Annotated in this window: 26 protein-coding genes; 15 read left to right on the top strand and 11 right to left on the bottom strand. The window is 62.7% G+C overall.

What is annotated here, in order from left to right; translation table 11 throughout:
* Positions 1-28 precede the first annotated feature (28 nt).
* The gene (locus ACLH0H_RS01705) at positions 29-943 is read left to right on the top strand and encodes a LysR family transcriptional regulator (protein WP_411380734.1); all 915 of its coding nucleotides are present in this window, start codon (positions 29-31) and stop codon (positions 941-943) included.
* A 90-nt stretch (positions 944-1,033) separates the two neighbouring features.
* Positions 1,034-1,210, top strand: coding sequence for a hypothetical protein (locus tag ACLH0H_RS01700; protein WP_165448105.1), 177 nt, complete (start codon positions 1,034-1,036; stop codon positions 1,208-1,210).
* A gap of 180 nt (positions 1,211-1,390) precedes the next feature.
* Here the strand turns inward: ACLH0H_RS01700 and ACLH0H_RS01695 are convergent, their stop codons facing one another.
* Positions 1,391-2,248: a helix-turn-helix domain-containing protein gene (locus ACLH0H_RS01695; protein ID WP_411380733.1), complete on the bottom strand. Its 858-nt coding sequence runs from the start codon at positions 2,246-2,248 to the stop codon at positions 1,391-1,393.
* A 186-nt stretch (positions 2,249-2,434) separates the two neighbouring features.
* On the opposite strand from ACLH0H_RS01695, the gene pobA reads away from it, so the two are divergent.
* On the top strand, positions 2,435-3,619 hold the full coding sequence (pobA, locus tag ACLH0H_RS01690) for a 4-hydroxybenzoate 3-monooxygenase (protein ID WP_411382483.1): 1,185 nt from the start codon (positions 2,435-2,437) through the stop codon (positions 3,617-3,619).
* Positions 3,620-3,685: 66 nt separating this feature from the next.
* Positions 3,686-5,203: an MDR family MFS transporter gene (locus ACLH0H_RS01685; RefSeq protein WP_411380732.1), complete on the top strand. Its 1,518-nt coding sequence runs from the start codon at positions 3,686-3,688 to the stop codon at positions 5,201-5,203.
* Positions 5,204-5,467: 264 nt separating this feature from the next.
* Here the strand turns inward: ACLH0H_RS01685 and ACLH0H_RS01680 are convergent, their stop codons facing one another.
* Together ACLH0H_RS01680 and ACLH0H_RS01675 are read right to left on the bottom strand one after the other, a co-directional pair.
* Positions 5,468-5,962 (bottom strand): SprT family zinc-dependent metalloprotease, encoded by a 495-nt coding sequence (locus ACLH0H_RS01680; protein WP_411382482.1) that lies wholly within the window; start codon positions 5,960-5,962, stop codon positions 5,468-5,470.
* A 128-nt stretch (positions 5,963-6,090) separates the two neighbouring features.
* Entirely contained in the window at positions 6,091-6,693 is a 603-nt protein-coding gene (locus ACLH0H_RS01675) for a Yip1 family protein (protein WP_411380731.1), read from the bottom strand.
* A gap of 301 nt (positions 6,694-6,994) precedes the next feature.
* Here ACLH0H_RS01675 and ttcA point away from each other — a divergent pair, with 301 nt between their 5' ends.
* Positions 6,995-7,819: a tRNA 2-thiocytidine(32) synthetase TtcA gene (gene ttcA / locus ACLH0H_RS01670; protein ID WP_411380730.1), complete on the top strand. Its 825-nt coding sequence runs from the start codon at positions 6,995-6,997 to the stop codon at positions 7,817-7,819.
* A 67-nt stretch (positions 7,820-7,886) separates the two neighbouring features.
* Positions 7,887-8,558: a DNA-3-methyladenine glycosylase I gene (locus ACLH0H_RS01665; RefSeq protein ID WP_065872088.1), complete on the top strand. Its 672-nt coding sequence runs from the start codon at positions 7,887-7,889 to the stop codon at positions 8,556-8,558.
* Positions 8,559-8,657: 99 nt separating this feature from the next.
* Here ACLH0H_RS01665 and ACLH0H_RS01660 read toward each other — a convergent pair whose 3' ends face one another.
* The 3 genes from ACLH0H_RS01660 to arsC are packed head-to-tail and all read right to left on the bottom strand — an operon-like array spanning position 8,658 to position 10,025.
* The gene (locus tag ACLH0H_RS01660) at positions 8,658-9,077 is read right to left on the bottom strand and encodes a DUF2069 domain-containing protein (RefSeq protein ID WP_411380729.1); all 420 of its coding nucleotides are present in this window, start codon (positions 9,075-9,077) and stop codon (positions 8,658-8,660) included.
* Entirely contained in the window at positions 9,061-9,675 is a 615-nt protein-coding gene (gene wrbA, locus ACLH0H_RS01655; protein WP_307392004.1) for an NAD(P)H:quinone oxidoreductase, read from the bottom strand. The genes ACLH0H_RS01660 and wrbA overlap by 17 nt, the downstream gene beginning before the upstream one ends.
* Positions 9,672-10,025 (bottom strand): arsenate reductase (glutaredoxin), encoded by a 354-nt coding sequence (arsC, locus tag ACLH0H_RS01650; RefSeq protein WP_186689871.1) that lies wholly within the window; start codon positions 10,023-10,025, stop codon positions 9,672-9,674. Before arsC ends, wrbA begins: the two co-directional genes overlap by 4 nt.
* Positions 10,026-10,140: 115 nt before the next feature.
* On the opposite strand from arsC, the gene ACLH0H_RS01645 reads away from it, so the two are divergent.
* Positions 10,141-10,602: a TlpA family protein disulfide reductase gene (locus ACLH0H_RS01645; protein WP_411380728.1), complete on the top strand. Its 462-nt coding sequence runs from the start codon at positions 10,141-10,143 to the stop codon at positions 10,600-10,602.
* Between the two features lie 134 nt (positions 10,603-10,736).
* Here ACLH0H_RS01645 and ACLH0H_RS01640 read toward each other — a convergent pair whose 3' ends face one another.
* The 5 genes from ACLH0H_RS01640 to ACLH0H_RS01620 form a co-directional block, all read right to left on the bottom strand.
* The gene (locus ACLH0H_RS01640) at positions 10,737-11,141 is read right to left on the bottom strand and encodes an META domain-containing protein (RefSeq protein ID WP_411380727.1); all 405 of its coding nucleotides are present in this window, start codon (positions 11,139-11,141) and stop codon (positions 10,737-10,739) included.
* Positions 11,138-11,578 carry a hypothetical protein gene (locus ACLH0H_RS01635; protein ID WP_411380726.1) on the bottom strand — a complete coding sequence of 147 codons (441 nt, stop codon included), beginning with the start codon at positions 11,576-11,578 and terminating at the stop codon, positions 11,138-11,140. The genes ACLH0H_RS01640 and ACLH0H_RS01635 overlap by 4 nt, the downstream gene beginning before the upstream one ends.
* 71 nt (positions 11,579-11,649) lie before the next feature.
* Entirely contained in the window at positions 11,650-12,639 is a 990-nt protein-coding gene (locus ACLH0H_RS01630) for a 2-hydroxyacid dehydrogenase (protein WP_411380725.1), read from the bottom strand.
* 279 nt (positions 12,640-12,918) lie between these two features.
* On the bottom strand, positions 12,919-15,672 hold the full coding sequence (locus tag ACLH0H_RS01625; protein WP_411380724.1) for a response regulator: 2,754 nt from the start codon (positions 15,670-15,672) through the stop codon (positions 12,919-12,921).
* A gap of 170 nt (positions 15,673-15,842) precedes the next feature.
* Positions 15,843-16,358, bottom strand: a complete 516-nt coding sequence (locus ACLH0H_RS01620) for a DUF2062 domain-containing protein (RefSeq protein WP_076950767.1) — start codon at positions 16,356-16,358, stop codon at positions 15,843-15,845.
* Between the two features lie 134 nt (positions 16,359-16,492).
* Here ACLH0H_RS01620 and ACLH0H_RS01615 point away from each other — a divergent pair, with 134 nt between their 5' ends.
* The 8 genes from ACLH0H_RS01615 (at position 16,493) to murB (ending at position 23,323) form a co-directional block, all read left to right on the top strand.
* Positions 16,493-18,718, top strand: a complete 2,226-nt coding sequence (locus ACLH0H_RS01615; RefSeq protein ID WP_411380723.1) for a DNA internalization-related competence protein ComEC/Rec2 — start codon at positions 16,493-16,495, stop codon at positions 18,716-18,718.
* 83 nt (positions 18,719-18,801) lie between these two features.
* Positions 18,802-19,437 carry a MotA/TolQ/ExbB proton channel family protein gene (locus tag ACLH0H_RS01610; RefSeq protein ID WP_076950765.1) on the top strand — a complete coding sequence of 212 codons (636 nt, stop codon included), beginning with the start codon at positions 18,802-18,804 and terminating at the stop codon, positions 19,435-19,437.
* A complete protein-coding gene (locus tag ACLH0H_RS01605; RefSeq protein ID WP_076950764.1) occupies positions 19,434-19,862 on the top strand; it encodes an ExbD/TolR family protein in 429 nt (142 codons plus the stop codon). Before ACLH0H_RS01610 ends, ACLH0H_RS01605 begins: the two co-directional genes overlap by 4 nt.
* Entirely contained in the window at positions 19,862-20,872 is a 1,011-nt protein-coding gene (gene lpxK, locus ACLH0H_RS01600) for a tetraacyldisaccharide 4'-kinase (RefSeq protein ID WP_411380722.1), read from the top strand. Before ACLH0H_RS01605 ends, lpxK begins: the two co-directional genes overlap by 1 nt.
* 24 nt (positions 20,873-20,896) lie before the next feature.
* Entirely contained in the window at positions 20,897-21,082 is a 186-nt protein-coding gene (locus ACLH0H_RS01595; RefSeq protein WP_003174668.1) for a Trm112 family protein, read from the top strand.
* On the top strand, positions 21,079-21,843 hold the full coding sequence (gene kdsB, locus ACLH0H_RS01590) for a 3-deoxy-manno-octulosonate cytidylyltransferase (protein ID WP_411380721.1): 765 nt from the start codon (positions 21,079-21,081) through the stop codon (positions 21,841-21,843). The genes ACLH0H_RS01595 and kdsB overlap by 4 nt, the downstream gene beginning before the upstream one ends.
* Positions 21,843-22,307, top strand: coding sequence for a low molecular weight protein-tyrosine-phosphatase (locus tag ACLH0H_RS01585; RefSeq protein WP_411380720.1), 465 nt, complete (start codon positions 21,843-21,845; stop codon positions 22,305-22,307). Before kdsB ends, ACLH0H_RS01585 begins: the two co-directional genes overlap by 1 nt.
* The gene (gene murB, locus ACLH0H_RS01580; protein WP_411380719.1) at positions 22,304-23,323 is read left to right on the top strand and encodes a UDP-N-acetylmuramate dehydrogenase; all 1,020 of its coding nucleotides are present in this window, start codon (positions 22,304-22,306) and stop codon (positions 23,321-23,323) included. The genes ACLH0H_RS01585 and murB overlap by 4 nt, the downstream gene beginning before the upstream one ends.
* Positions 23,324-23,331 lie beyond the last annotated feature (8 nt).

Here is a 23,331-nt window from a genome sequence, read left to right as displayed (position 1 = left end):
ATAGTTTGTTTCTGAAATCGGGCAAATCATGGACCGTCTTCAAGCAATGCGCGTGTTTGTCACCGTGGTGGACCTGGGCAGCCAGTCCGCCGCGGCCGATCATCTGGACCTGTCGCGCCCGGTGGTGTCGCGTTACCTGGCGGAGTTGGAAGACTGGGTCGGTGCGCGGTTGCTGCACCGCACCACGCGCAAGCTCAGCCTCACGGCGGCGGGCGGTGAAACCCTGCCACGCTGTCGGCAATTGCTGGAGTTGTGCGGTGACATGCAAGCCGCCGTCCGCGAGCCGGATGACGCGCCCCGTGGCCTGCTGCGCCTGAGCGTCAGCACCTCGTTCGGCCAGGCGCAACTGGCCGCGGTCATCGCCGAATACGTCAAGCGCTACCCCCTGGTAACGGTCGACCTGCAGATGCTCGACCGCACGGTGAACCTGGTGGATGAACGCATCGACCTGGCCATCCGCACCAGCAACGACCTGGACCCCAACCTGATCGCCCGGCGCCTGACGGTGTGCCGCTCAGTGGTCTGTGCTTCGCCGGCCTACCTGCAGGCGCACGCGGCCCCGCGAAAAGTCGAAGACCTGGCCGGGCACAACTGCCTCACCCACTCCTATTTCGGCAAAAGCCTGTGGCATTTCGAAGAGCGGGGCGAGCACATCGGCGTGCCCATCAGCGGCAATATCACCTCCAACGAGGCCAGCACTTTGTTGCGCGTCACGCTGGCCGGGGCGGGGGTGGCGATGCTGCCCACCTACCAGGCCGGCGACTACATTCGCCGTGGCGAACTGGTGCGCCTGCTGCCCCACGCCGAACCCCGGCAGATGAACATTTACGCGGTGTACGCCTCGCGCAAGCACATGCCATCGGCGCTGCGCAGCCTGTTGGATTTCCTGGTGTTGAAGTTTCCGGAAGAGCCCGCCTGGGATGTGGACCTTCAGGCGACATAAGCGTGTTGAATGTCGCCCGATAATGGCAACTCGCCCTGGTTGACCTATGCTTTAGACAGCACCGTGTAGATCCGCTCAGAGGTCTGTGCCATGAGTATTAAAACCAGAAAATACCTGATGATTTTCAGCCTGTGCGCACTCGCCAGCGCGCTCTACGGGACTGCCGCCTACCGTGTGGAGCAAACCCGTATGCAGCCAACGTTTGCGATCAGTTGCCATCAGGACCAATGCGTCCCCCGTACCGGCAGTTTCAGCGCCTTGCGCTGAAGGCGGTGCGACGATAACGATTGAAGCACACCGCCTTGTAGTGAGCGGGCTTGTCGAATCGTCGCACCGCCCGCGCTGGGCTGCGAAGCGGCCCCAACAAAGACACCGCAGTGCTCCAGATACAACCGGGTCGCCTGGTTTGGGGCCGCTGCGCAGCCCAGCGCGGGGCAAGCCCGCTCACTACAGTTGCTCGCGAAACGCCTTGGGCGAAAACCCGACCCGTCTTCGGAACAGCCGGGAGAAGTTGGTGGGATCGGAAAACCCCAGCACCTCTGACATTTCATTGATGGTCATGCTGGTGTAGGTCAACAAGCGCTTGGCCTCCAGCAACTGTCTGTCATGCATGATCTGCAATGCCGGCTGCCCACCCAATTCCCGACACGTGCCGTTCAGGTGTGAGACCGAAATGCCCAACTGGTGGGCCAGGTCCTCGATTTTCGGGTGCTCGCGGTAATGCTGTTCGACCAACTGGGTAAAGCGCCGGAAGTACTCACGCCCCCTCGGCGCGCGCGAATGGCGACGCTGGATGGCCTGGCGGCTGATCCACACCAGCAACACGCTGACCAGCGCGTGCATCATCATGCCCCGAGCCGGTTGTTCGTTTGAGTACTCATCCTGTAAACGGGCGAACTGACTGTTCAGGTAATCACTGTCCTTGCCGGCCGGGTAACTGCCCACTGTCTGCAACCCGTCTACCGTGGCGTCCAGCTGGGTCTGCAAGTGGCTGACCAGCGGCGCCGCGAGGGTCAATACATAGCCCTCAACGTCCTCGGAAAAGCGAAACCCGTGCACACACAACGCTGGCAGCACCTGCAGGGTCGCTTCGTTCAGCGTGGTGCGCCGGCCTTCGATTTCAAGCTGAGCCTGGCCTTTGTGCACGTACAACAACTGGCAAAGATCCGCGTGCCGGTGGGGCTGGATTTCCCACTGGTATTCCCGACTGCGCCGGGAAATGGTTTCGCAGTGCAACAAATCGGGTGTCGGCCATTGCTGGTGTTCCCCGTAAAGCTTGAAGACCGGAATGGCGGTTTTGGTCATGTTCAATCCGATACCAGGCAGAGTGGGGCGGTAATCGCCCCGATTGGTAAAAAGGGCAGGCTTTGGCTCAGTTTTCACCTTCTTATGCTGCTCGCTCAAGTGAAAAATGTCTGCCACATGACAAAGACAACTCATTCGCTCAATCCGTTCGAGTGAAACTTGCGGGCCATAAAAATAATGAAAACGCTGAAAACCCAAGTCGCCATTATCGGCGCCGGTCCTTCCGGACTGCTGCTCGGCCAATTGCTGCATAACGCGGGTATCCAGACCCTCATCCTGGAGCGCCAGAGCGCCGAATATGTGCAAGGCCGCATCCGCGCCGGGGTGCTGGAGCAAGGCATGGTCGACCTGTTAAGGGAGGCTGGCGTCAGCCGGCGAATGGACAGCGAAGGCCTGGTGCATGAGGGTTTCGAGCTGGCGCTCAATGGCCACCTCACGCATATCGACCTCAAGGGCTTGACCGGCGGCCAGTCGGTGATGGTCTACGGCCAGACCGAAGTCACCCGCGACCTGATGGCGGCCCGCAGCGCTGCCGGCGCCACCACCCTGTATGAAGCCCATGACGTGCAGCCCCACGGTCTCAAAAGTGATCAGCCCTGTCTCACGTTTGAGTATCAGGGCGAAGCTTTTCGCCTGGAGTGTGACTACGTTGCCGGTTGCGATGGTTTCCACGGCGTTGCGCGCCAATCGATCCCGGCCGATTCACTCAAGGTGTTCGAGCGGGTCTACCCGTTCGGCTGGCTGGGCATTCTCGCCGACACGCCGCCGGTGCATGCCGAACTGGTGTATGCCAGGCACCCGCGCGGTTTCGCGCTGTGCAGCATGCGTTCGCCGACGCGCAGCCGCTATTACCTGCAAGTGCCGGTCGACGAACCTCTGGACGAATGGCCCGACGCACGCTTTTGGGATGAACTCAAAACCCGTCTGCCGAGCCAGCTTGCCGAACGGCTGGTAACCGGCCCGTCGATCGAGAAAAGCATCGCGCCACTGCGCAGTTTTGTGGTGGAACCCATGCAGTACGGGCGCCTGTTCCTGCTCGGCGACGCAGCGCACATCGTGCCGCCCACCGGGGCCAAAGGCTTGAACCTGGCGGCCAGTGATGTGAGTACCCTGTATCGGATCCTGCTCAAGGTTTATGGCGAGGGGCGGGTGGATTTGCTGGAACGCTATTCCGCCATTTGCCTGCGACGGGTATGGAAGGCCGAACGGTTTTCCTGGTGGATGACCTCGATGCTGCATCAGTTTCCCGAGGCCGATGGCTTCAGCCAGCGCATTGCCGAAAGTGAGCTTGAGTACTTCATCCACTCGGAGGCGGGGCGCAAAACCATCGCGGAAAATTACGTCGGACTTCCTTACGAAGCTATCGAATAGCCTGCTATCGTATCCAGCATTCCCGCGGGCCGCCTTTTCCCGCGGGCCTTGCTCGAAGGTCCTGCCGTGACGCACCTCAATCAGCCCGTTCCGCCGCTTCCTGCCGTGCGCAGTATTCTCGCCTCATTGATGATGGCGATTTTCCTCGGTGCCCTGGACCAGACCATCGTCGCCGTGTCCATGCCGGCCATCTCCGCGCAGTTTCACGACGTCAACTTGCTGGCTTGGGTCATCTCCGGCTACATGGTGGCAATGACCGTGGCGGTGCCGATTTACGGCAAGCTGGGCGACCTGTATGGGCGCCGGCCGATGATGCTGATCGGCATGGGTCTGTTTACCCTGGCGTCGCTGTTCTGTGGCATGGCGCAAAGCATGGAGCAACTGGTGCTGGCGCGGATCCTTCAAGGCATCGGCGCCGGCGGCATGATTTCGGTGAGCCAGGCGATCATCGGCGACATCATCCCGCCCCGCGAGCGCGGCCGCTACCAGGGTTATTTCAGCAGCATGTACGCGGTGGCCAGCGTGGCCGGGCCGGTGTTGGGCGGCTACATGACCGAGTACCTGTCGTGGCGCTGGGTGTTCCTGATCAACCTGCCATTGGGCGCCGGCGCCTGGTACGTCGCCCATCGCACCCTGGCGGGGCTGCCGGTGCCGCAGCGCAAGCCGATCATCGATTACCTCGGTACGCTGCTGATGATCATCGGCCTCACGGCGTTGCTGTTGGGCATTACCGAAATCGGCCAGGGCCATCCGTGGCGCGACAGCGAGGTGTTGGGCCTGTTGGGGGGAGCGCTGGTGGCGTTGACGCTGTTCGTGTGGCATGAACGCCGTGCGCGCGAGCCCTTGTTGCCGATGCATCTGTTCGCCAACCGCAGCGCGGTGTTGTGTTGGTGCACGATTTTCTTCACCAGCTTCCAGGCGATATCCCTGACGGTGCTGATGCCATTGCGTTACCAGACCGTGACCGGCTCCGGCGCCGACAGCGCGGCCCTGCATTTGCTGCCGCTGGCTATGGGCTTGCCGATGGGCGCCTATTTTGCCGGGCGCATGACCTCGGTGACCGGGCGCTATAAACCGATGATCCTCAGCGGCGCGTTGTTGAGCCCCTTCGCGATTCTCGGCATGGCCTTCAGCGCGCCCCAGGCGGTGGGGCTGACGGCGCTGTTTATGCTGCTGTGCGGGATCGCTGCCGGCATGCAATTTCCCACTTCGCTGGTGGGCACGCAAAACTCGGTGGAGCAGCGCGACATCGGCGTCGCGACCAGCACTACCAACCTGTTCCGTTCCTTGGGTGGGGCTGTCGGGGTAGCGTGCATGTCGGCGCTGCTGCTGGCGCTGTTGCAAGACTCCAGCTTCGCCCACCTGGCCAGCGGCGCGCTGGGGGCCGAGGGCCGTTCCGGCAATGTGTTGCTCGACGGCCTCAACGCCGCCCCCGGCCCCGCGCAGGACGCCCTGCGTGGGGAACTGGCGGTGACGTTCCGGCATTTGCTGATGGTCAGCGCGGCTGTGTCGCTGTTGGGGTTGGCGGCGGCGATTGCGATGCCCAACCGGGTGTTGCGTGGGCGTGAAGACAAGGCGAAATAACTGACACGCTGGAGATCAAATGTGGGAGCGGGCTTGCCTGCGATAGCCATAGGTATCTACACCACTTTCTAAGGCTGACAAATCTCCCTGTAGTGAGCGGGCTTGTCCCGCGCTGGGTGGCGAAGCCGCCCCAATAAAGGCATCGCCGAGCTTCAGGTAGAATCCGGTCGCCTGGTTTGGGGCTGCTTCGCAGCCCAGCGCGGGACAAGCCCGCTCACTACAGGGAATTGTCAGCCTCTAGATACCTATGCTGCGATAGGGCCGTTATTCCACCCGAGTTTCCCCGGTGAACACCAGTGTCTGCCGACACCGCCGACACAAATACCGCCGCCCCCTGGCCACCATGCCATGGCGCTGCGACGAAAACGGAAAATCACTGTCCGCACACGGGCATCGGTAGATATAGCGCATCACCTGACGGCGTTTCACCTCATACGTATGGCAGCGGTCCGGCGGGAGTTCATAGACGCCGCGCATTATCAGTTGCCATTCTTCGCCATGGGGCTGGATGCGCTCGCCAAACAATTGGTGGGCAATCAGGTGCGCCACTTCATGGGCCACGGTCTGTTTCAGGAAATGCTGACTGTTTTCACGGTACAACTGCGGGTTGAAACGCAGCAGGTTCGCGTGCAAATGCGCGACACCGGCCTTTTGGCCCCGCAGCTTGAGGCTGATCTGGGGGCGTTTGAAGCTTCTTTTGAAAAAGGATTCGGCTTGCAGGTAACACTCTTCGACGCGGGTATTGAGTTGCTCGGGCATGCTGTACATCTCTCCAGAGACGCCCAGTATGCCGCAAAGCTGGGTGTTTCCGAATCTGTCAGGCGCCGAATGGTCATCCATAGCGCACAAAGCCACCTTGCGGTGGCCTTGCCTGCGGTGTCATCAGCTCAACTGGTATAAATCGGACCTACGCCCAGGCCCCAGACGATCACCGTGAACGCCATGATCGCCACCAGCACCACCAGCCCTACGGCCAGTATCGAGCTGGAAAACAGGAAGCCCTCGTCGGGATCGATACTCATGAAGGTCGGCACGCCCACATAAAGCAGGTAAACCGTGTAGCAGATCGCCGCCGTGCCCACGACCATGCCCAGCCACATGTGCGGATAGAGCGCCGCCAGCCCGCCGATGAACAGCGGCGTCGCGGTATAGGTGGCAAACGCGACGCAGCGCGCCATGCTTGGGTTGGCGTCATAGGTGCGCGCCATCCAGTGAATGAACGCACCCATCACCGCCACGCCACCGAGCATGGCCGCGTACGACATCAGGGTCATCCACAGTGCGCTTTCCTGGGTCAGCATCACCGGCGCGCGGTTGCCGATGACCCAGCCTATCTGAGTGGTACCGATAAAGGCGGAGACGGCGGGGATCGCCGCGAGAATCAGGGTATGAGTGAGGTACATGTGGCTGATGCTTTCTTCTTTATCGCCACGAATCTCCCGCCATTCCTGATCGGGATGGGTAAAAAGCCCCACGACGTGATGGATCATGCCAGTCACTCCTGTCGTTATTGCCATCGCCCCCATCGGAGCGCCCACGGGCCAGGTGGCCTCAAGGTCCTGGATAGCTGTGCGACCTCAAGTCGCAGTATAGGAAGGGATGACCGGAATAACTGTAGGGCCTTTAGAGCAAATTGCGCTGTAAACGGCGTTCCTAATCGCTGAGGGGTCTGTCAGATTCGGTACGGCCCAATGTGGCAGCAGGCAAGCCAGTTCCCACAATGGAACTCGGTCGTTCATGAAGGTAAAATACCGCGCTTTTCGTCACACACCTCCAGCGGATCCAAGCGCCATGGGCACTCTTACGGTCAACCAGAACAAACTGCAAAAACGCCTGCGTCGCCTGGCCGGTGAAGCGGTCGCCGATTTCAACATGATCGAGGACGGCGACAAGGTCATGGTCTGCCTCTCCGGCGGCAAGGACAGCTACACCCTGCTCGACGTGCTGCTGCACCTGCAAAAGGTCGCGCCGATCCAGTTCCAGATCGTCGCCGTCAACATGGACCAGAAGCAGCCGGGCTTCCCTGAGCACGTGCTGCCGGCCTACCTCGAAGCGCTGGGCGTCGAGTATCACATCGTCGAGAAAGACACCTATTCGGTGGTCAAGGAATTGATCCCGGAGGGTAAGACCACCTGTTCGCTGTGCTCGCGCCTGCGCCGTGGCACGCTGTACACCTTCGCCGACGAGATCGGCGCAACCAAGATGGCCTTGGGTCACCACCGCGACGACATCGTCGAGACCTTCTTCCTCAATATGTTCTTCAACGGCTCGCTCAAGGCCATGCCGCCCAAGCTGCGTGCCGATGACGGGCGCAACGTGGTGATCCGTCCGCTGGCGTATTGCAACGAGAAGGACATCCAGGCCTACTCCGACTTCAAGCAGTTTCCGATCATCCCGTGCAACCTTTGCGGCTCCCAGGAGAACCTGCAGCGCCAGGTGGTCAAGGAAATGCTCCTGGACTGGGAGCGCAAGACCCCCGGCCGCACCGAGAGTATCTTCCGCAGCCTGCAGAACGTGCAGCCGTCGCAGTTGGCCGACCGCAACCTGTTCGACTTCGCCAGCCTGAAAATCGATGAGAGCGCCGCGTCGCGCTTCGTCAATGTTGTGAACCTCTGAGCCGCTGCAAGGCTCTGACACACGGCGCTCGCGGGCGCCGTTTTCAATTCAACTGCCAGGAGAGGGCATGCGCGATTACAAGTGGCTGCACGAATATTGTCTGAACCGCTTCGGTTCGGCGGCCGAGCTGGAAGCCCATCTGCCTGTACCCAAGACCCCGGCGCAGTTGCGCAAGATCAGTGATGATCGCTATTTGTCGACGTTGGCCCTGCGCGTGTTCCGTGCGGGCTTGAAGCACAGCGTAGTGGACGCCAAGTGGCCGGCGTTCGAGCAGGTGTTCTTCGGCTTTGACCCGGAAAAAGTCGTGTTGATGGGCGCCGAGCACCTGGAACGGCTGATGCAGGACACGCGCATCATTCGTCACCTGGGCAAGCTCAAGAGCGTGCCGCGCAATGCGCAGATGATTCTGGACATCGAGCAGGAGAAGGGCAGCTTTGGTGCGTTTGTCGCCGACTGGCCGGTGACCGACATCGTCGGGCTGTGGAAGTACCTGAGCAAGCACGGCCATCAACTCGGCGGGCTGTCGGCGCCGCGTTTCCTGCGCATGGTCGGCAAGGACACTTTTGTGCCGAGTTATGACGTGGTCGCGGCGTTGAACGCACAGAAGATCGTCGACAAGGCGCCGACCAGCCTGCGCGACCTGGCGGCGGTGCAGGGCGCCTTCAACCAGTGGCACGCCGAGAGTGGGCGGCCGATGTGCCAGTTGTCGATGATGTTGGCGTATACCGTCAACCACTGATCACTGTAGGAGCGAGCTTGCTCGCGAAGAACGTCAACGATAACGCGCTCATTCTGGTTCAACGCGTTGCCCTCAGGTTCTTCGCGAGCAAGCTCGCTCCTACAAGGTAGGGGGGTGATCGGCCAACCGCCGATTCAACTGATGCCGCCAGCGCACATACAGCAGCGCCGTACAAAACACCGCCAGGCTCGCCAGCATTTCCAGCACCCCGAACCCTTGCCGGTTGGGGTCATACGCCGCCAGCGCGCCCTTGATGAAATACAGGTTCACCACAAAGCACATCCACGAATGCCCCCGCGCGCTGCCGATCAGCATCCCCGGCGCCAGTACCAGCAGCGGCACCAGTTCGATCAGCAGTATCACCCAAGGCCGTGCACCGTGCAGGTCGGCGATGAACAGGTAGTACACGCAGAGCAACGCCACCAACGCGAAAAACGCCAGCAGGCTCAGTGCGCGTGCAAGCTTTACGCGCGGCGCCAGCCACGCCTGGGGCGGCAGGACCTTAGGCTTCCTGGCCACGGCCGTTCTCCAGCAGCGTGGCGGTGGTGGCCAGGCGCAGGCCCAGGGCCCGGCATAAGGTGATTTCATGTTGATCGAGCAGGCGCTTGCCGTCAGGCCCTGCATGGTGGGTGGGCCCGTAAGGCGTGCCGCCGCCCTGGGTGTCGAGCAAGGCCTGTTCGCTGTAGGGCAGGCCGGTGATCAACATGCCGTGGTGCAACAGCGGCAGCAGCATCGACATCAGTGTGGTTTCCTGGCCGCCGTGCAGGCTGGCGGTGGAGGTGAACACACCGGCCGGCTTGCCGACGAGCGCACCGGTCAGCCACAGGTTGCTGGTACCGTCGAGGAAGTATTTGAGCGGCGCGGCCATGTTGCCGAAGCGGGTCGGGCTGCCCAGGGCCAGGCCTGAGCAGTTTTTCAGGTCGTCCAGGCTGGCATACAGCGCGCCTTCGTCCGGAATGCTCGGCGCCACGGCTTCGCACTCGGTGGAGATCGCCGGCACGGTGCGCAAACGCGCTTCCATCCCGCCTTGCTCGATGCCTCGGGCGATTTGCCGAGCCATTTCGCTCACCGAGCCATGGCGGCTGTAATAGAGCACCAACACATACGGCGACGTCATGGCAGGATCTCCACTACGTTTTCCGGCGGGCGGCCAATGATGGCTTTATCGGCGGTTTCCAGGATCGGGCGTTCCATCAGCTTCGGGTGGGCGGCGATGGCGGCAATCAACTGCGCTTCGCTGAGGCTGGCGTCGGCCAGGTTGAGGGTCTTGTACTCGTCTTCACCGCTGCGCAGCAGTTGGCGCGCGCTGATGCCCAGCTTGCCGAGCAGGGCCTTCAATTGCGCGGCGTCCAGCGGGGTTTCCAGGTAGCGCACCACGGTGGGGGTGAGCCCGCGGGCTTGCAGCAGTTCCAGCGCACCGCGTGATTTCGAGCAGCGCGGGTTGTGATAAAGCGTCAGATCGGTCATGTGCGGGTCGCATCTTGCGTAAGGTGACAGGTATTCTACCTGCGCTGCGGCCCGTCCTTAAACCGTAAGAGGCGATAGGTCGCAGCCAACGTTCATTTTTGCGAAGGATTACCCCATGACTAAGCGACTGATCGGTGCATTGGCGATCATCACGACCCTGCTGCTCAGCGGCTGCGGTAACGATTACGGCGTTGACCAGAATGGTCAGAAGGTGGCGGCCGAACGCTTGGACAAACAGTGGCTGGTGGTCAATTACTGGGCCGAATGGTGTGGCCCGTGCCGCACGGAAATCCCTGAGCTCAATGCCTTGGCCGAACAGTTGAGGGCGCAGAACGTGGGCGTGTTCGGGGTCAATTTCGACAATGTGCAGGGTGAGGAACTCAAAGCCGCCAGCGACAAGCTGGGCATCAAGTTCACGGTGCTGGCGCAGAACCCGGAAGGCATTTTCGATATTCCGCGCAGCGAAGCGTTGCCGGTGACCTACATTATTGACGACAAGGGCAAGGTGCGTGAGCAGTTGATGGGCGAGCAGACGGCGGAAGGGGTGTTGGCAAGGCTCAAGGCCCTGCGCGGTTAAGGCCACAGAATGTGAGCGGGCTTGTGTGGGGGCTGGCTTGCCTGAGATAGCATCACCGGGGTCTTACGGATAGACCGAGGTGTCTGCATCGCAGGCAAGCCAGCTCCCACAGGAAAGCCGATCCAGAGGGGATTTCAGCCCTCTTCCAGCCACAGGCGAATCGGCTTGCCCTCGGCCGGCCAGAAACGCGTCTGCTCGATCGGCGAGATGTCCCAGCGTTGCACATTTTGCAGGGCCTGGAAGAAGCGCTGTTCCTGCTCCATCAACGCCTCGGCGCAGAGCTTGCGGGTGCTGCCGATCTTGCCGAAGCTGAGCGTGTTGCCTTCGACGGTGTACGGCGCAAACCAGTGGTTGCACCCGCCATTGCCGTAGGCGCGGCCGTCGGCGCCGAGAGTAACGGTCAGGTGCGCGTAATCCATCAACGGCCGTTCACCGATCCACTCCACCACATAGCTGTGATCGCGCTTGAGCTTGACCGCGTCCCCGGCGCAGCCGGTCAGGGCCGCTCCGAGGGCGGCGAGCAGAAGCAGGCCTTTCATTGCGCGGCCTTCTGGCATTTCGGGCAGCGGTGCTTGTCGCCTTCGCTGGCCCAGCCCAACTCGGCGATGCGCGCGTTGGCCGCCGGTTGCAGTGGTTCCTTGGTCAGCTTGGTTTCCACCGCAAATTCGAACGCCAACACTGCATCGCAGCTGTCGCAGTTGACCTTCCAGGTGTGAATTTCCAGCTCGCCGAATTTCGGCCCCTGGGCCATGGCGACCCACTGGCCCGCCGGGCGGATGGAGTAGCGCGCGTCGCCTTCGACGGTGAGGCGCATCGACAGGGTTTTACTGCCACGCAGGGTGACGATCAACACGTCGCCATGCTTGATCGAACCGCCGTTGCCAGTGACCTGGTAACGGCCCGGCACCAGGGCACGGCATTCGATCAGGGTGTGTTGCGGGCTCAGCAAACTGAAGCGGAAATCGTGTTCGGCCATGGATCCTCCAAATAGGCGCGGCATCCTATCACGGGTGCTTGCTCATCATGAGCCTGGTATGTGACCGCTGATCAACCTTCGACAAGGTTCTGCGCCCGGCCATCGGCCCAGGCGGCAATATTGGCCAGGGTGGTGCCGGCGATGGCCGCCAGGGCTTCACGGGTGAGGAATGCCTGGTGGGCGGTAATGATCACATTCGGGAAGGTCAGCAGGCGCGCGAGGACATCGTCCTGCAAGGGCAGGTCGGAGCGGTCTTCGAAAAACAGTTGGGCTTCTTCCTCGTACACATCCAGCCCGAGGTAGCCCAACTGGCCGTCCTTGAGCGCTTCGATGAGTGCCGGAGTGTCGACCAGGCCACCGCGACCGGTGTTGATCAGCATCGCGCCGCGCTGCATCTGCGCCAGGGAGCGGGCGTTGATCAGGTGTTGACTGTCGGCGGTCAGCGGGCAGTGCAGGCTGATGATCTGCGCCTGGGCGAGCAATTCGGGCAGGCTCACGTAGTGCGCGTCCAAGGCCAGCACTTGCGGGTTAGGGAAGGGGTCGCAGGCGAGCAGTCGGCACCCGAAGCCGGCCATGATCCTGGCGAAGGTCGCGCCGATCTGCCCGGTGCCGACCACCCCGACGGTCTTGCCCACCAGGTCAAAACCGGTGAGGCCATGCAGGCTGAAATCGCCATCGCGGGTGCGGTTATAGGCGCGATGCAGGCGGCGGTTGAGGGCCAGGATCAGCGCGACCGCATGCTCGGCCACTGCGTGGGGCGAGTAGGCCGGTACGCGCACGATGGCCAGGCCCAGGCGCTTGGCGGCGGCCAGGTCCACATGGTTGTAACCCGCCGAGCGCAGGGCGATCAGCCGCGTGCCGCCCTTGGCCAGCTGTTCCAGCACCGGGGCACTGAGGTCGTCATTGATAAAGGCGCACACCACTTCGTGATGTTCGGCCAGGGCCACGGTGTCGAGGTTGAGCCGGGCGGGCTGGAACTGCAGCGCCAGCCCCGCCGGCAGCGGCTCGCCGAGAAAACTGTCGCGATCGTAGGCCTGGCTGCTGAAAAGAATGATGCGCATTGGAAAGCTCCCTGCAATCGTAAGGCTGGATGGGTTGCCCCTGTGGGCTTGTCCGCGATAGCTATAAGTATCTACACCTCTTTGTAGTGAGCGGGCTTGTCCCGCGCTGGGCTGCGAAGCGGCCCCAAACCAGGCGAATTGGGTTTGTCTGACACTGCTCGGTGTCTTTATTGGGGCGGCTTCGCCACCCAGCGCGGGACAAGCCCGCTCACTACAAAAATGTGTAGATGCCTAAGCGCATCGCGGGCAAGCCCGGCTCCCCCACCTGATGAATAGGCGTCAGGCCTTGACCCGCGCTTCACTGGCCAGGCGCGCAATCGACATGTCCAGTTCGTCCAGCGCGTGCAGGGCCTTGGCGTCGTTCTGCTTGAGCAGGGTTTCGGCGCGGTGGCAGGCGGCACGCAGTTGCGGGACGCCGCAGTAACGGGTCGCGCCATGCAGGCGGTGCACACGTTCGATCAGGGCGTTGTTGTCGCTGGCGTCACGCGCGAGGGTGATGGCCAGGCGATCTGCCTCCAGGGAGGCCAGCAACATCGCCAGCATATCGGCCGCCAGGTCCGCCTTGCCGGCGGCCAGGCGCAAGCCTTCCTCGTGGTCGAGCACCGGCAGTTGAACGCCAGGGCCAAGGCCTTCGGTTGCGCGTTCCGGCGCCTGGTTGCGCAGGGCCAGGCCGGTCCATTTCAACACCACCTGGGCCAATTGCCGCTCACTGATGGGTTTGGTCAGGTAATCGTCCATGCCGCTTTGCAGCAGGGCACGTTTTTCGTTGGCCATGGCGTGGGCGGTGAGAGCCACGACCGGCAGTGGCGTGCCGCTGCGTTCGCTTTCCCACTGGCGGATCGCCTCGGTGCTCTGGCGGCCGTCCATGCCGGGCATCTGTACGTCCATCAGCACCAGATCGAAGGTGTCCTGTTTCACCGCGTCGACCGCTGCATACCCGCTTTCCACTGCGCTTACCCGTGCGCCCATGTCTTCTAGCAGCGTCTGCACCAGCAGCAGGTTCGCCGGGTTGTCATCCACGCACAGCACCCGCGGTGCCCGGCTGGACAGCGGCTCGCCCGGTTCGCTGCGCGACGGACGCGGGCTGATCAGGTCGGACAACGCGCGGCGCAGTTTGCGCGTGCACGCAGGCTTGGCCTGCAATTGGCTGTTAGGGTTGGGCACGGACTGGTTGAACAGCATCTGTTCGGTGGTGGGGCACAGCACCAGCACCTTGCAGCCCAGGTGTTCCAAATCCCACAGATGCTGGTTGAGGCGCTCGGGCGGGATGTCATTGGCGGTGACGCCCAGTACCGCAAGGTCGATGGCCTGGTCGGTCTGATGCGCGCTGGTGATGCCGTTGGTCAGGCTTTCCAGGGTGTTGAACGGCGTGACTTCCAGGCCGCAGTCTTCCAGTTGGTGCTGCAATGCCTGGCGCGCCAGCTCGTGGTTTTCCAGCACGGCCACGCGATGGCCCAGCAGCGGCGCGCAAGGCAAGTCCTCGACGTCGTCACGGGTCTTGGGCAGGTTGAGGCTGATCCAGAACTCCGAGCCTTCGCCCGGCGTGCTGTCGACGCCGATCTCACCGCCCATCTGTTCGATCAGACGCTTGGAAATCACCAGGCCCAACCCCGTGCCGCCCGGTTGGCGCGACAATGAGTTATCGGCCTGGCTGAACGCCTGGAACAGCGCGCGCACATCCTGGCTGGACAAGCCGATGCCGGTGTCCTGCACGCTGATGCGCAGTTGCACGCTGTCTTCCTGCTCGTCCTCGATCATCGCCCGGGCCACGATAGTGCCTTCGCGGGTGAACTTGATCGCGTTGCTGATCAGGTTGGTGAGGATCTGTTTGAGACGCAGCGGGTCGCCGACCAACGCCAGCGGCGTGTCGCGATAGACCAGGCTCACCAGCTCCAGCTGCTTGGCATGGGCGGCCGGGGCGAGGATGGTCAGGGTGTCTTGCAGCAAATCGCGCAGGTTGAACGGAATGCTGTCGAGCACCAGCTTGCCGGCTTCGATTTTCGAAAAGTCGAGGATCTCGTTGATGATGCCCAGCAAGTTGTCGGCGGACTTTTCGATGGTACCCAAGTAGTCGAGCTGGCGCGGCGTCAGCTCGCTTTTTTGCAGCAAATGGGTAAAACCGAGGATGCCGTTGAGCGGCGTGCGGATTTCATGGCTCATGTTGGCCAGGAACTCCGACTTGATACGGCTGGCTTCCAGGGCTTCCTTGCGTGCCAGGTCCAGCTCGATGTTCTGGATCTCGATGGTTTCCAGGTTCTGGCGCACGTCTTCGGTGGCCTGGTCGATGCTGTGCTGCAGTTCTTCCTGGGCATTCTGCAGCGTCTCGGCCATGCGGTTGATACCGAGGGCGAGCTGGTCCAGTTCCTGGCTGCCCAGCGGTGGCAAGCGGGTTTCCAGGTTGCCGTCCTTGAGTTGCGCCACGGCTTGCTTGATCTGGCCGATCGGCGAATTGATCGTACGGCTGATGCGCAGGGCCAGGGCCGCGGTGCAGATCAGGCCGATGGCGATCAGTAGCAGGCTGGCGAACAGGCTGCGGTAACCGCGCAGCAACATGCCGGTGTGGGACAGTTCCACTTCGACCCAGCCGAGCAGGCGGTCGGCTTCATCCGGGATCAGGTCGCCGGCGAGGTTGCGATGACGGCCGAACACTGGCAGCAGGTAGCGGGTGGCGTCGTTGCCGGTGCGCTGCAACAGGTGCGAGCTATTGCCGACGGGCGCCTGGTTGAGCATGGTCGGGCCCGCATGGGCGAGGGGCGCACGGTCTGGGCTGAGGAAGGCCACGGTGCGTACGTCCGGTTGTTCCAGGGACTGGGTGGCGATGCGCTCCAGCAGGTCGGTGTTGCGCGCGCTCAGGGCAGGCGCCACCAGCGGCGCCAACTGTTCGGCGATCATTTCGCCGCGCTGCAGCAATTGGGCCTGCAACTCCGAGAGCTGCATCCAGGTGAAGTAGCCGCCCAGCAACGAGGCCATCAGGCTGGTCGGTAATAAGGTCAGCAACAGTACGCGGCCTTTTATCCCCATTCTTGTCAGCACGCCACTCTCCTGCTACCACATTGATATCTACGATTTGCGCAGGCATCCGGCCCGCGCCACCTGCGCAGTGTAGCGATTTGCACGGTGTGGAATCTCGTAAATTAATGACGGATGGCAATCTTCAGGGAATTCGGTGGCGTTTGACGGCGATGGTGTACCGATGTTGACGTTCAGGCGCGGCGCTGTTTGCGTTTTTTCCACTGGTGGGCAACCCACCAGCGCCAATACCCCATGGTCAGGCAATAGGCGAGTGCGCCCAGCACCAGCCCCAACACCACTGAGCCCAGCAGAAATGGCTGCCATAGCGTGCTCAATTGCCCGCTGATCCATTCCCAGGTCAGGTCGTCCGGAAGGCTGCGTGGCGGCACATTCATCAGCCAGGCACCGGTCATGTAGGTGCACACGAACACCACCGGCATGGTGATCGGGTTGGTCAGCCACACCAGGCTGACTGCGATGGGCATATTGCCGCGCACCGCAATCGCCAGGAGCGCAGCGAGCAGCATTTGCAGGGGGATCGGGATAAAGGCCGCGAACAAACCCACGGCCATCGCGCGTGCAACCGAGTGCCGGTTCAGGTGCCACAGGTTCGGGTCATGCAGCAGCGTGCCGAGAAACTGTAATGACTTGTGTTCCCGGATACTGCTGGGGTCGGGCATGTACCGTTTGAATAAGCGCCGGGGCATAAGGGGTCCAGGTCAGTTCGAGGGGCAAGTATGCGCGCATTCTATAAACAGAAAATTCAGACTTTGTGACAAAACATCAAAGGCAGCGTTGGGTTCCCGGTCAAGACTAGTGGATCACTTGAAAAGGATGATTCATGAGCACAGGGATGTTCGCGCTGGCGCTGGGGCTGCTGGCCTTGCGCTTGCTACCGGCGTTGCCGCCCACTGGATGGCTGATTGCCGTGTTGGCGCTGGCATTGATGCTGTTGCCGTTTCGCACTTATCCGCTGGCGTTTTTCCTGCTGGGGCTGAGCTGGGCGTGCATCAGCGCGCAGTCGGCGCTGGATGATCGCCTGAAGCCGGCGCTGGACGGCCAGACACGCTGGGTAGAAGGGCGGGTCATCGGGCTGCCGCAACGCACGGGGGAGGCGGTGCGTTTCGAGTTGGCCGACAGTCGGTCGCGAAATGCCCGGCTGCCCAAACGTATCCGGGTGTCCTGGCGCGGTGGGCCGTCGGTGCACAGCGGTGAACGCTGGCGGCTGGCAATCACCCTCAAGCGGCCGGCCGGGTTGCTGAACTTCCATGGCTTTGACCAGGAAGCCTGGCTGCTGGCCCAGCGCATCGGCGCCACGGGCACGGTGAAGGACGGCGAGCGCCTGGCACCGGCCCGAAACGCCTGGCGCGACAGCGTGCGCCAGCGCCTGATGGCGGTGGATGCCCAAGGCCGTGAAGCCGGGCTGATCGCGCTGGTGCTGGGCGACGGCTCTGGTCTGGCGACCACCGATTGGCAGGTATTGCAGGACACCGGTACCGTGCATCTACTGGTCATTTCCGGCCAGCACATCGGTTTACTGGCGGGCTTGATCTACGGGTTGATCGCTGGGTTGGCGCGCTATGGATGCTGGCCCCGCACCTGGCCTTGGCTGCCATGGGCCTGTGGCCTGGCGTTCGGCGCCGCGCTGGGTTATGGCTTGCTCGCCGGGTCTGGCGTGCCGGTGCAGCGCGCCTGCGTGATGGTCGGTCTGGTGTTGTTGTGGCGCCTGCGCTTTCGGCATCTGGGGCTGTGGTGGCCGTTGCTGCTGGCACTCGATGGGGTGCTGATGCTGGAGCCGCTGGCCAGTCTGCAGCCGGGTTTCTGGTTGTCGTTTGCCGCGGTGGCAGTGCTGATCCTGGCATTCGGTGGGCGGTTGGGCCCCTGGAGCCTGTGGCAGGCCTGGACCCGCCCGCAGTGGCTGATTGCAATTGGATTGTTTCCCGCCTTGCTGGTGTTGGGGCTGCCCATCAGCCTGAGTGCGCCGCTGGCCAATCTGGTGGCGGTGCCCTGGATCAGCCTGGTGGTCTTGCCGATGGCGTTGCTCGGCACGGCATTGCTGCCTTTACCCTTTGTAGGTGAAGGGTTGCTGTGGCTGGCGGGCGGCGCGCTGGGTGGGTTGTTCAACGCCCTGGCCTGGCTCGCAGGGCAGATGCCCGCCTGGATTCCCGCCGAGGTTGCATTGGGGTATTGGCTGGTGAGCCTGCTTGGCGCCGTGCTGCTGTTGCTGCCAAAAGGCCTGCCGTTTCGGGTACTGGGCTGGCCGATGCTGTTGCTGGCGGCGTTTCCCCCGCGCGAGGAGGTACCTCACGGGCAAGTGGAGGTGCTGCAACTGGACGTCGGCCAGGGCCAGTCGCTGATTTTGCGCACCCGTCACCACACCTTGCTGTATGACGCCGGCCCGCGTTCCGGAACCTTTGACCTGGGCGCCCGCGTGGTGTTGCCGTCGTTGCGAAAGCTCGGGGTACGCGAATTGGACATGATGTTGCTCAGCCACGCCGACGCGGATCATGCCGGTGGCGCGGCCGTGGTTGCCAGGGGAATGCCGATCAAACGCGTGGTCGGCGGGGAGACCGAGGGGCTGCCGGCGTTTCTCGCCACCCAGCCGTGCGTCAGTGGCGAACGGTGGAGCTGGGATGGTGTGACGTTCGAACTGTGGCAGTGGCCTGACGCTATCAACGGCAACCCGAAGTCCTGTGTATTGCAGGTGCAGGCCAACGGCGAGCGCCTGTTGCTCACCGGCGATATTGATCGCGCGGCCGAACGGGCCATGCTTGCCTCAGCCCTGGCGGTGCCCACCGATTGGTTGCAAGCGCCGCACCACGGCAGTCGCACTTCGTCGTCCTGGGCGTTCCTGGAACGCCTCAAGCCGCGCTCCGTGCTCATTTCACGGGGGCGCGGCAATGCGTTCGGCCATCCCCATCCGCAGGTCCTGGCACGTTACCAGCGCTTGGGCAGCCAGGTGTATGACAGCGCCGAGCAAGGGGCCGTGCGCCTGCAATTGGGGGCCTTCGCGCCACCGATTGTTGCGCGCAGTCAACGAAGGTTCTGGCGCGAGCGGTTACCCTAGGCGCTCGTCGCCGCAGCCGATGGGGTCTGTGGCCGGTGAACCTATATGGTAAAGTGGCGCACTTTTTCGAGGGGACATTCACTGTGTGGGAATTGGTCAAATCCGGCGGCTGGATGATGTTGCCGATCATCATGAGTTCTATCGCCGCACTCGGCATCGTCGCCGAGCGCCTGTGGACCCTGCGCGCCAGTCGTGTCACTCCCGAGCATCTGCTGGGTCAGGTCTGGGCCTGGATCAAGAACAAGCAGCTCGACAAGGAAAAACTCAAGGAGCTGCGCGCCAACTCCCCGCTGGGTGAAATCCTCGCCGCGGGCCTGGCCAACTCCAAGCATGGTCGCGAGATCATGAAAGAGTGCATCGAAGAAGCCGCCGCCCGCGTCATCCATGAGCTGGAGCGCTACATCAACGCCCTGGGCACCATTGCCGCCATGGCGCCGTTGCTCGGCCTGCTCGGTACGGTACTGGGCATGATCGATATTTTCAGCTCGTTCATGGGCTCCGGCATGACCTCCAACGCCGCTGTGCTGGCGGGGGGCATCTCCAAGGCACTGATCACCACGGCGGCGGGCCTGATGGTCGGGATTCCTTCGGTGTTCTTCCATCGTTTCCTGCAGCGTCGTATCGATGAACTGGTGGTCGGCATGGAACAGGAAGCCATCAAGCTGGTGGAAGTGGTGCAGGGCGACCGTGACGTGGACCTGGTTGGGGGCAACGCGTGAAATTTCGCCGTAAGCGCCGGGAAAACGTTGATATCAACCTCGCGTCGCTGATTGACGTGGTGTTTATCCTGCTGCTGTTTTTTGTCGTCACTACTACCTTCAACCGGCAGACCGAGCTGCGCGTCGACCTGCCGGAAGCCGTGAGCGGTTCGCCGGCCGAAGACCAGGAGGTCAAGCAGTTGGACATCGCCATCAGCGCTGAAGGGGTGTTCTCGGTGAATAACCAGTTGCTCGAGAAAAACGACCTTAACAGCCTGATGGACGCCTTGCAGAAAGAGTCCGGCGGCGATACTAAAATGCCGCTGTCGATCAGTGCCGACGGCAAAACCCCGCACCAGTCCGTGATCACTGCGATGGATGCCGCCGGCAAGCTCGGTTTCAGCCACCTGCGCATGACCACCATCGAGGCGGCGAGCGCGCCCTGATGGCCATGTCCGATCGTTTGCTCAAGGCCTGGTACGAGGGCCACCCGGCGCTTGCGCTGTTGCGTCCGCTGGAAACCTTGTACCGCCGGGTGGTACAGCGCAAGCGCGCACGCTTCCTGGCGGGCGAGGGCGATATCTACCGATCGCCGGTGCCGGTGGTGGTGGTGGGTAATATCACCGTGGGCGGCACCGGCAAGACACCGCTGATCCTATGGTTGATCGAACACTGCCGGCGCAGCGGCTTGCGCGTGGGCGTCGTCAGCCGCGGTTATGGCGCCAAGCCACCCCAGTTGCCTTGGCGGGTTGAAGCCAACCACAGCGCTGAAGTGGCCGGTGACGAACCTTTGCTGATTGTGCAGCGTTGCGGCGTTCCCTTGATGATCGACCCGGATCGCAGCCGGGCGGTCAAGGCGCTGCTGGCCAGCGAAACCCTCGACCTGATCCTCTCCGACGATGGCCTGCAGCATTACCGTCTTGCCCGTGACCTTGAGCTGGTGCTGATCGACGCCGCCCGTGGCCTGGGCAACCGCCATTGTTTACCGGCGGGGCCGCTGCGCGAGCCGGTGGAACGGCTGCAAAGCGTCGATGCGCTGTTGTATAACGGCGCCGCCAGTGATCGAGACGATGGTTTTGCCTTTCACTTGCAGTCCACCGCCCTGGTCAATTTGCAGACCGGCGAGCGCCGGGCGGTCAACTACTTTGCCGCGGGCCAGGCGGTGCATGCGGTCGCCGGCATCGGTAACCCGCAGCGTTTCTTCAAGACCCTTGAAACGCTACACTGGCAGCCGATACCCCATGCGTTCGCCGACCATGCGCCGTATAGCGCCCAGGTGCTGAATTTTACACCGTCATTGCCGCTGGTCATGACCGAGAAGGACGCGGTGAAGTGCCGCGCCTTTGCCCAGCCCGACTGGTGGTACCTTGCGGTGGATGCGCTGCCGTCGCCGGCGTTCGTCGCCTGGTTCGACACGCAGCTGATGCGCCTGTTGCCTGCACGTCTATTGCCTTAAACCGCTTCTTTCCAGGAAACACTCATGGACACCAAACTGCTCGACATCCTCGCTTGCCCGATCTGCAAAGGCCCGCTCAAGCTCAGCGCCGACAAGACCGAGCTGATCAGCAAAGGCGCCGGCCTGGCTTACCCGATCCGTGATGGCATCCCGGTGATGCTGGAGAGCGAAGCCCGCACCCTGACCACCGATGAGCGCCTGGATAAATGACCACAGCCTTTACCGTCGTCATTCCCTCGCGCTACGCGTCGACCCGCCTGCCGGGCAAGCCGCTGCAGCTGATCGGCAACAAGCCAATGATCCAACTGGTGTGGGAACAGGCCTGCAAAAGCAGTGCCGAGCGTGTGGTTGTGGCCACCGATGATCCGCGCATCATCGAAGCCTGCAAGGGTTTCGGCGCCGAGGCCGTGCTGACGCGCGAAGACCACAACTCCGGCACCGACCGCCTGGCCGAAGTGGCCACCCAACTCGGCCTGGCGCCGGATGCTATCGTGGTCAATGTGCAAGGTGACGAGCCGTTGATCCCGCCGAGCGTGATCGACCAGGTCGCCGCCAACCTGGCCGCCCATGGCGAAGCCCGCATGGCGACCCTGGCCGAACCGATCGAAGACATCGCCACACTGTTCAACCCGAACGTGGTCAAAGTGGTCAGCGACCTCAACGGCCTGGCGTTGACGTTCAGCCGCTCGACCCTGCCATGGGCGCGCGATGCCTTCGCCAGCAACCCCGACGTACTGCCGGAAGGCGTGCCCTATCGCCGGCATATCGGCATTTATGCCTACCGCGCCGGTTTCCTGCATGACTTCGTCAGCTGGGGCCCGTGCTGGCTGGAAAACACCGAATCCCTGGAGCAATTGCGTGCCTTGTGGCATGGCGTGCGCATCCATGTGGGCGATGCGCTGGAAGCGCCGCCGGCCGGTGTCGACACCCCGGAAGACCTCGAGCGCGTCCGTCGCCTGCTGGGGGCCTGATGGAGGTTCTGTTTGTCTGCCTGGGCAATATCTGTCGCTCGCCCACCGCAGAAGGCGTATTGCGCCACAAGTTGCGTGAGGCAGGGTTGGCGGGCCAGGTCGATGTAGCGTCCGCCGGTACCGGCGAATGGCACATCGGCAATCCGCCGGATCAACGCAGCCAACGGGCAGCGTTGGCGCGCGGCTACGACTTGTCCGCCCAGCGGGCCCAGCAGGTCAGCCGCGCCGACTTTGCGCGCTATGACCTTATCCTGGCGATGGACCACAGCAATCTGCGCAGCCTCAAGGCCCTGCAACCGGGCCAGGGCAAGGCGCAGCTGGACCTGTTCCTGCGCCGTTACGCATCCGAAGTGGACGAAGTGCCCGACCCGTATTACGAAGGTGAACAAGGCTTCGAACGGGTCCTGGACCTGATCGAGCGCGCCTGTGATTTGTTGGTGATCGAATTGAAGGGGCGCCTATGACCTTGCACGTGCAGTCGCAGGTATCGCTCAAGCCATTCAACAGCTTTGGCATTGATGTTCGTGCCCAATTATTTGCCGAGGCCCACAGCGACGACGACGTCCGTGAGGCCCTGGCCTATTCGGCCGCGCAAGCGCTGCCACTGCTGGTGATCGGTGGGGGCAGCAACTTGCTGTTGACCCAGGACATCCCGGCGCTGGTGTTGCGCATGGCAACCCAAGGCATCCGCGTGCTGCATGACGACGGCATGCACGTGGTGGTCGAGGCCGAAGCGGGCGAGGCCTGGCACCCGTTTGTGCTGTGGACCCTGGCGCAGGGTTTCTGCGGTCTGGAAAACCTCAGCCTGATCCCCGGCACCGTTGGCGCCGCGCCCATGCAGAACATCGGCGCCTACGGGGTGGAGATCAAGGATGTATTCGCCGGCCTGACCGCCCTGGATCGCCACACCGGTGAGCTACGGGATTTCAGCCTGGAACAATGCAACTTTGCCTACCGTGACAGCCTGTTCAAGCACGAGACCGGACGCTGGTTGATCCTACGGGTGCGCTTTGCCCTGAGCCGCGCCAGCCACCTGAAACTCGACTACGGCCCGGTGCAGCAGCGCCTGGCTGGGCAGGGGATCACCGAGGCAACGCCGAGCGACGTCAGCCGTGCGATTTGCAGCATCCGCCGGGAAAAACTGCCGGACCCGGCAGAGCTTGGCAATGCCGGAAGCTTCTTCAAGAACCCATTGGTGCCCCAGGCCCTGGCGGCAGAGCTGCAAACGCAGTACCCGGACCTGGTGGCTTACCCCCAGGCCGACGGGCAAATAAAGCTCGCCGCCGGCTGGCTGATCGACAAGGCTGGCTGGAAGGGGTTTCGTGAGGGCGATGCCGGCGTGCACAAGCTGCAGGCGCTGGTGCTGGTCAACTATGGAGGTGCTTCGGGCAACGATATCGCCAACTTGGCCCAGCGTATCCAGCGCGATATCGCCGAGCGCTTCAAGGTCGAGCTGGAAATGGAGCCCAACCAGTATTAACCCCTGTT

It is taken from the genome of Pseudomonas sp. MPB26 (assembly GCF_046605355.1).
GTDB classification, from domain to species: domain Bacteria; phylum Pseudomonadota; class Gammaproteobacteria; order Pseudomonadales; family Pseudomonadaceae; genus Aquipseudomonas; species Aquipseudomonas cedrina.
Note: the sequence above shows the minus strand (reverse complement) of the source record. Positions and strands in the feature narration are given on the sequence as shown.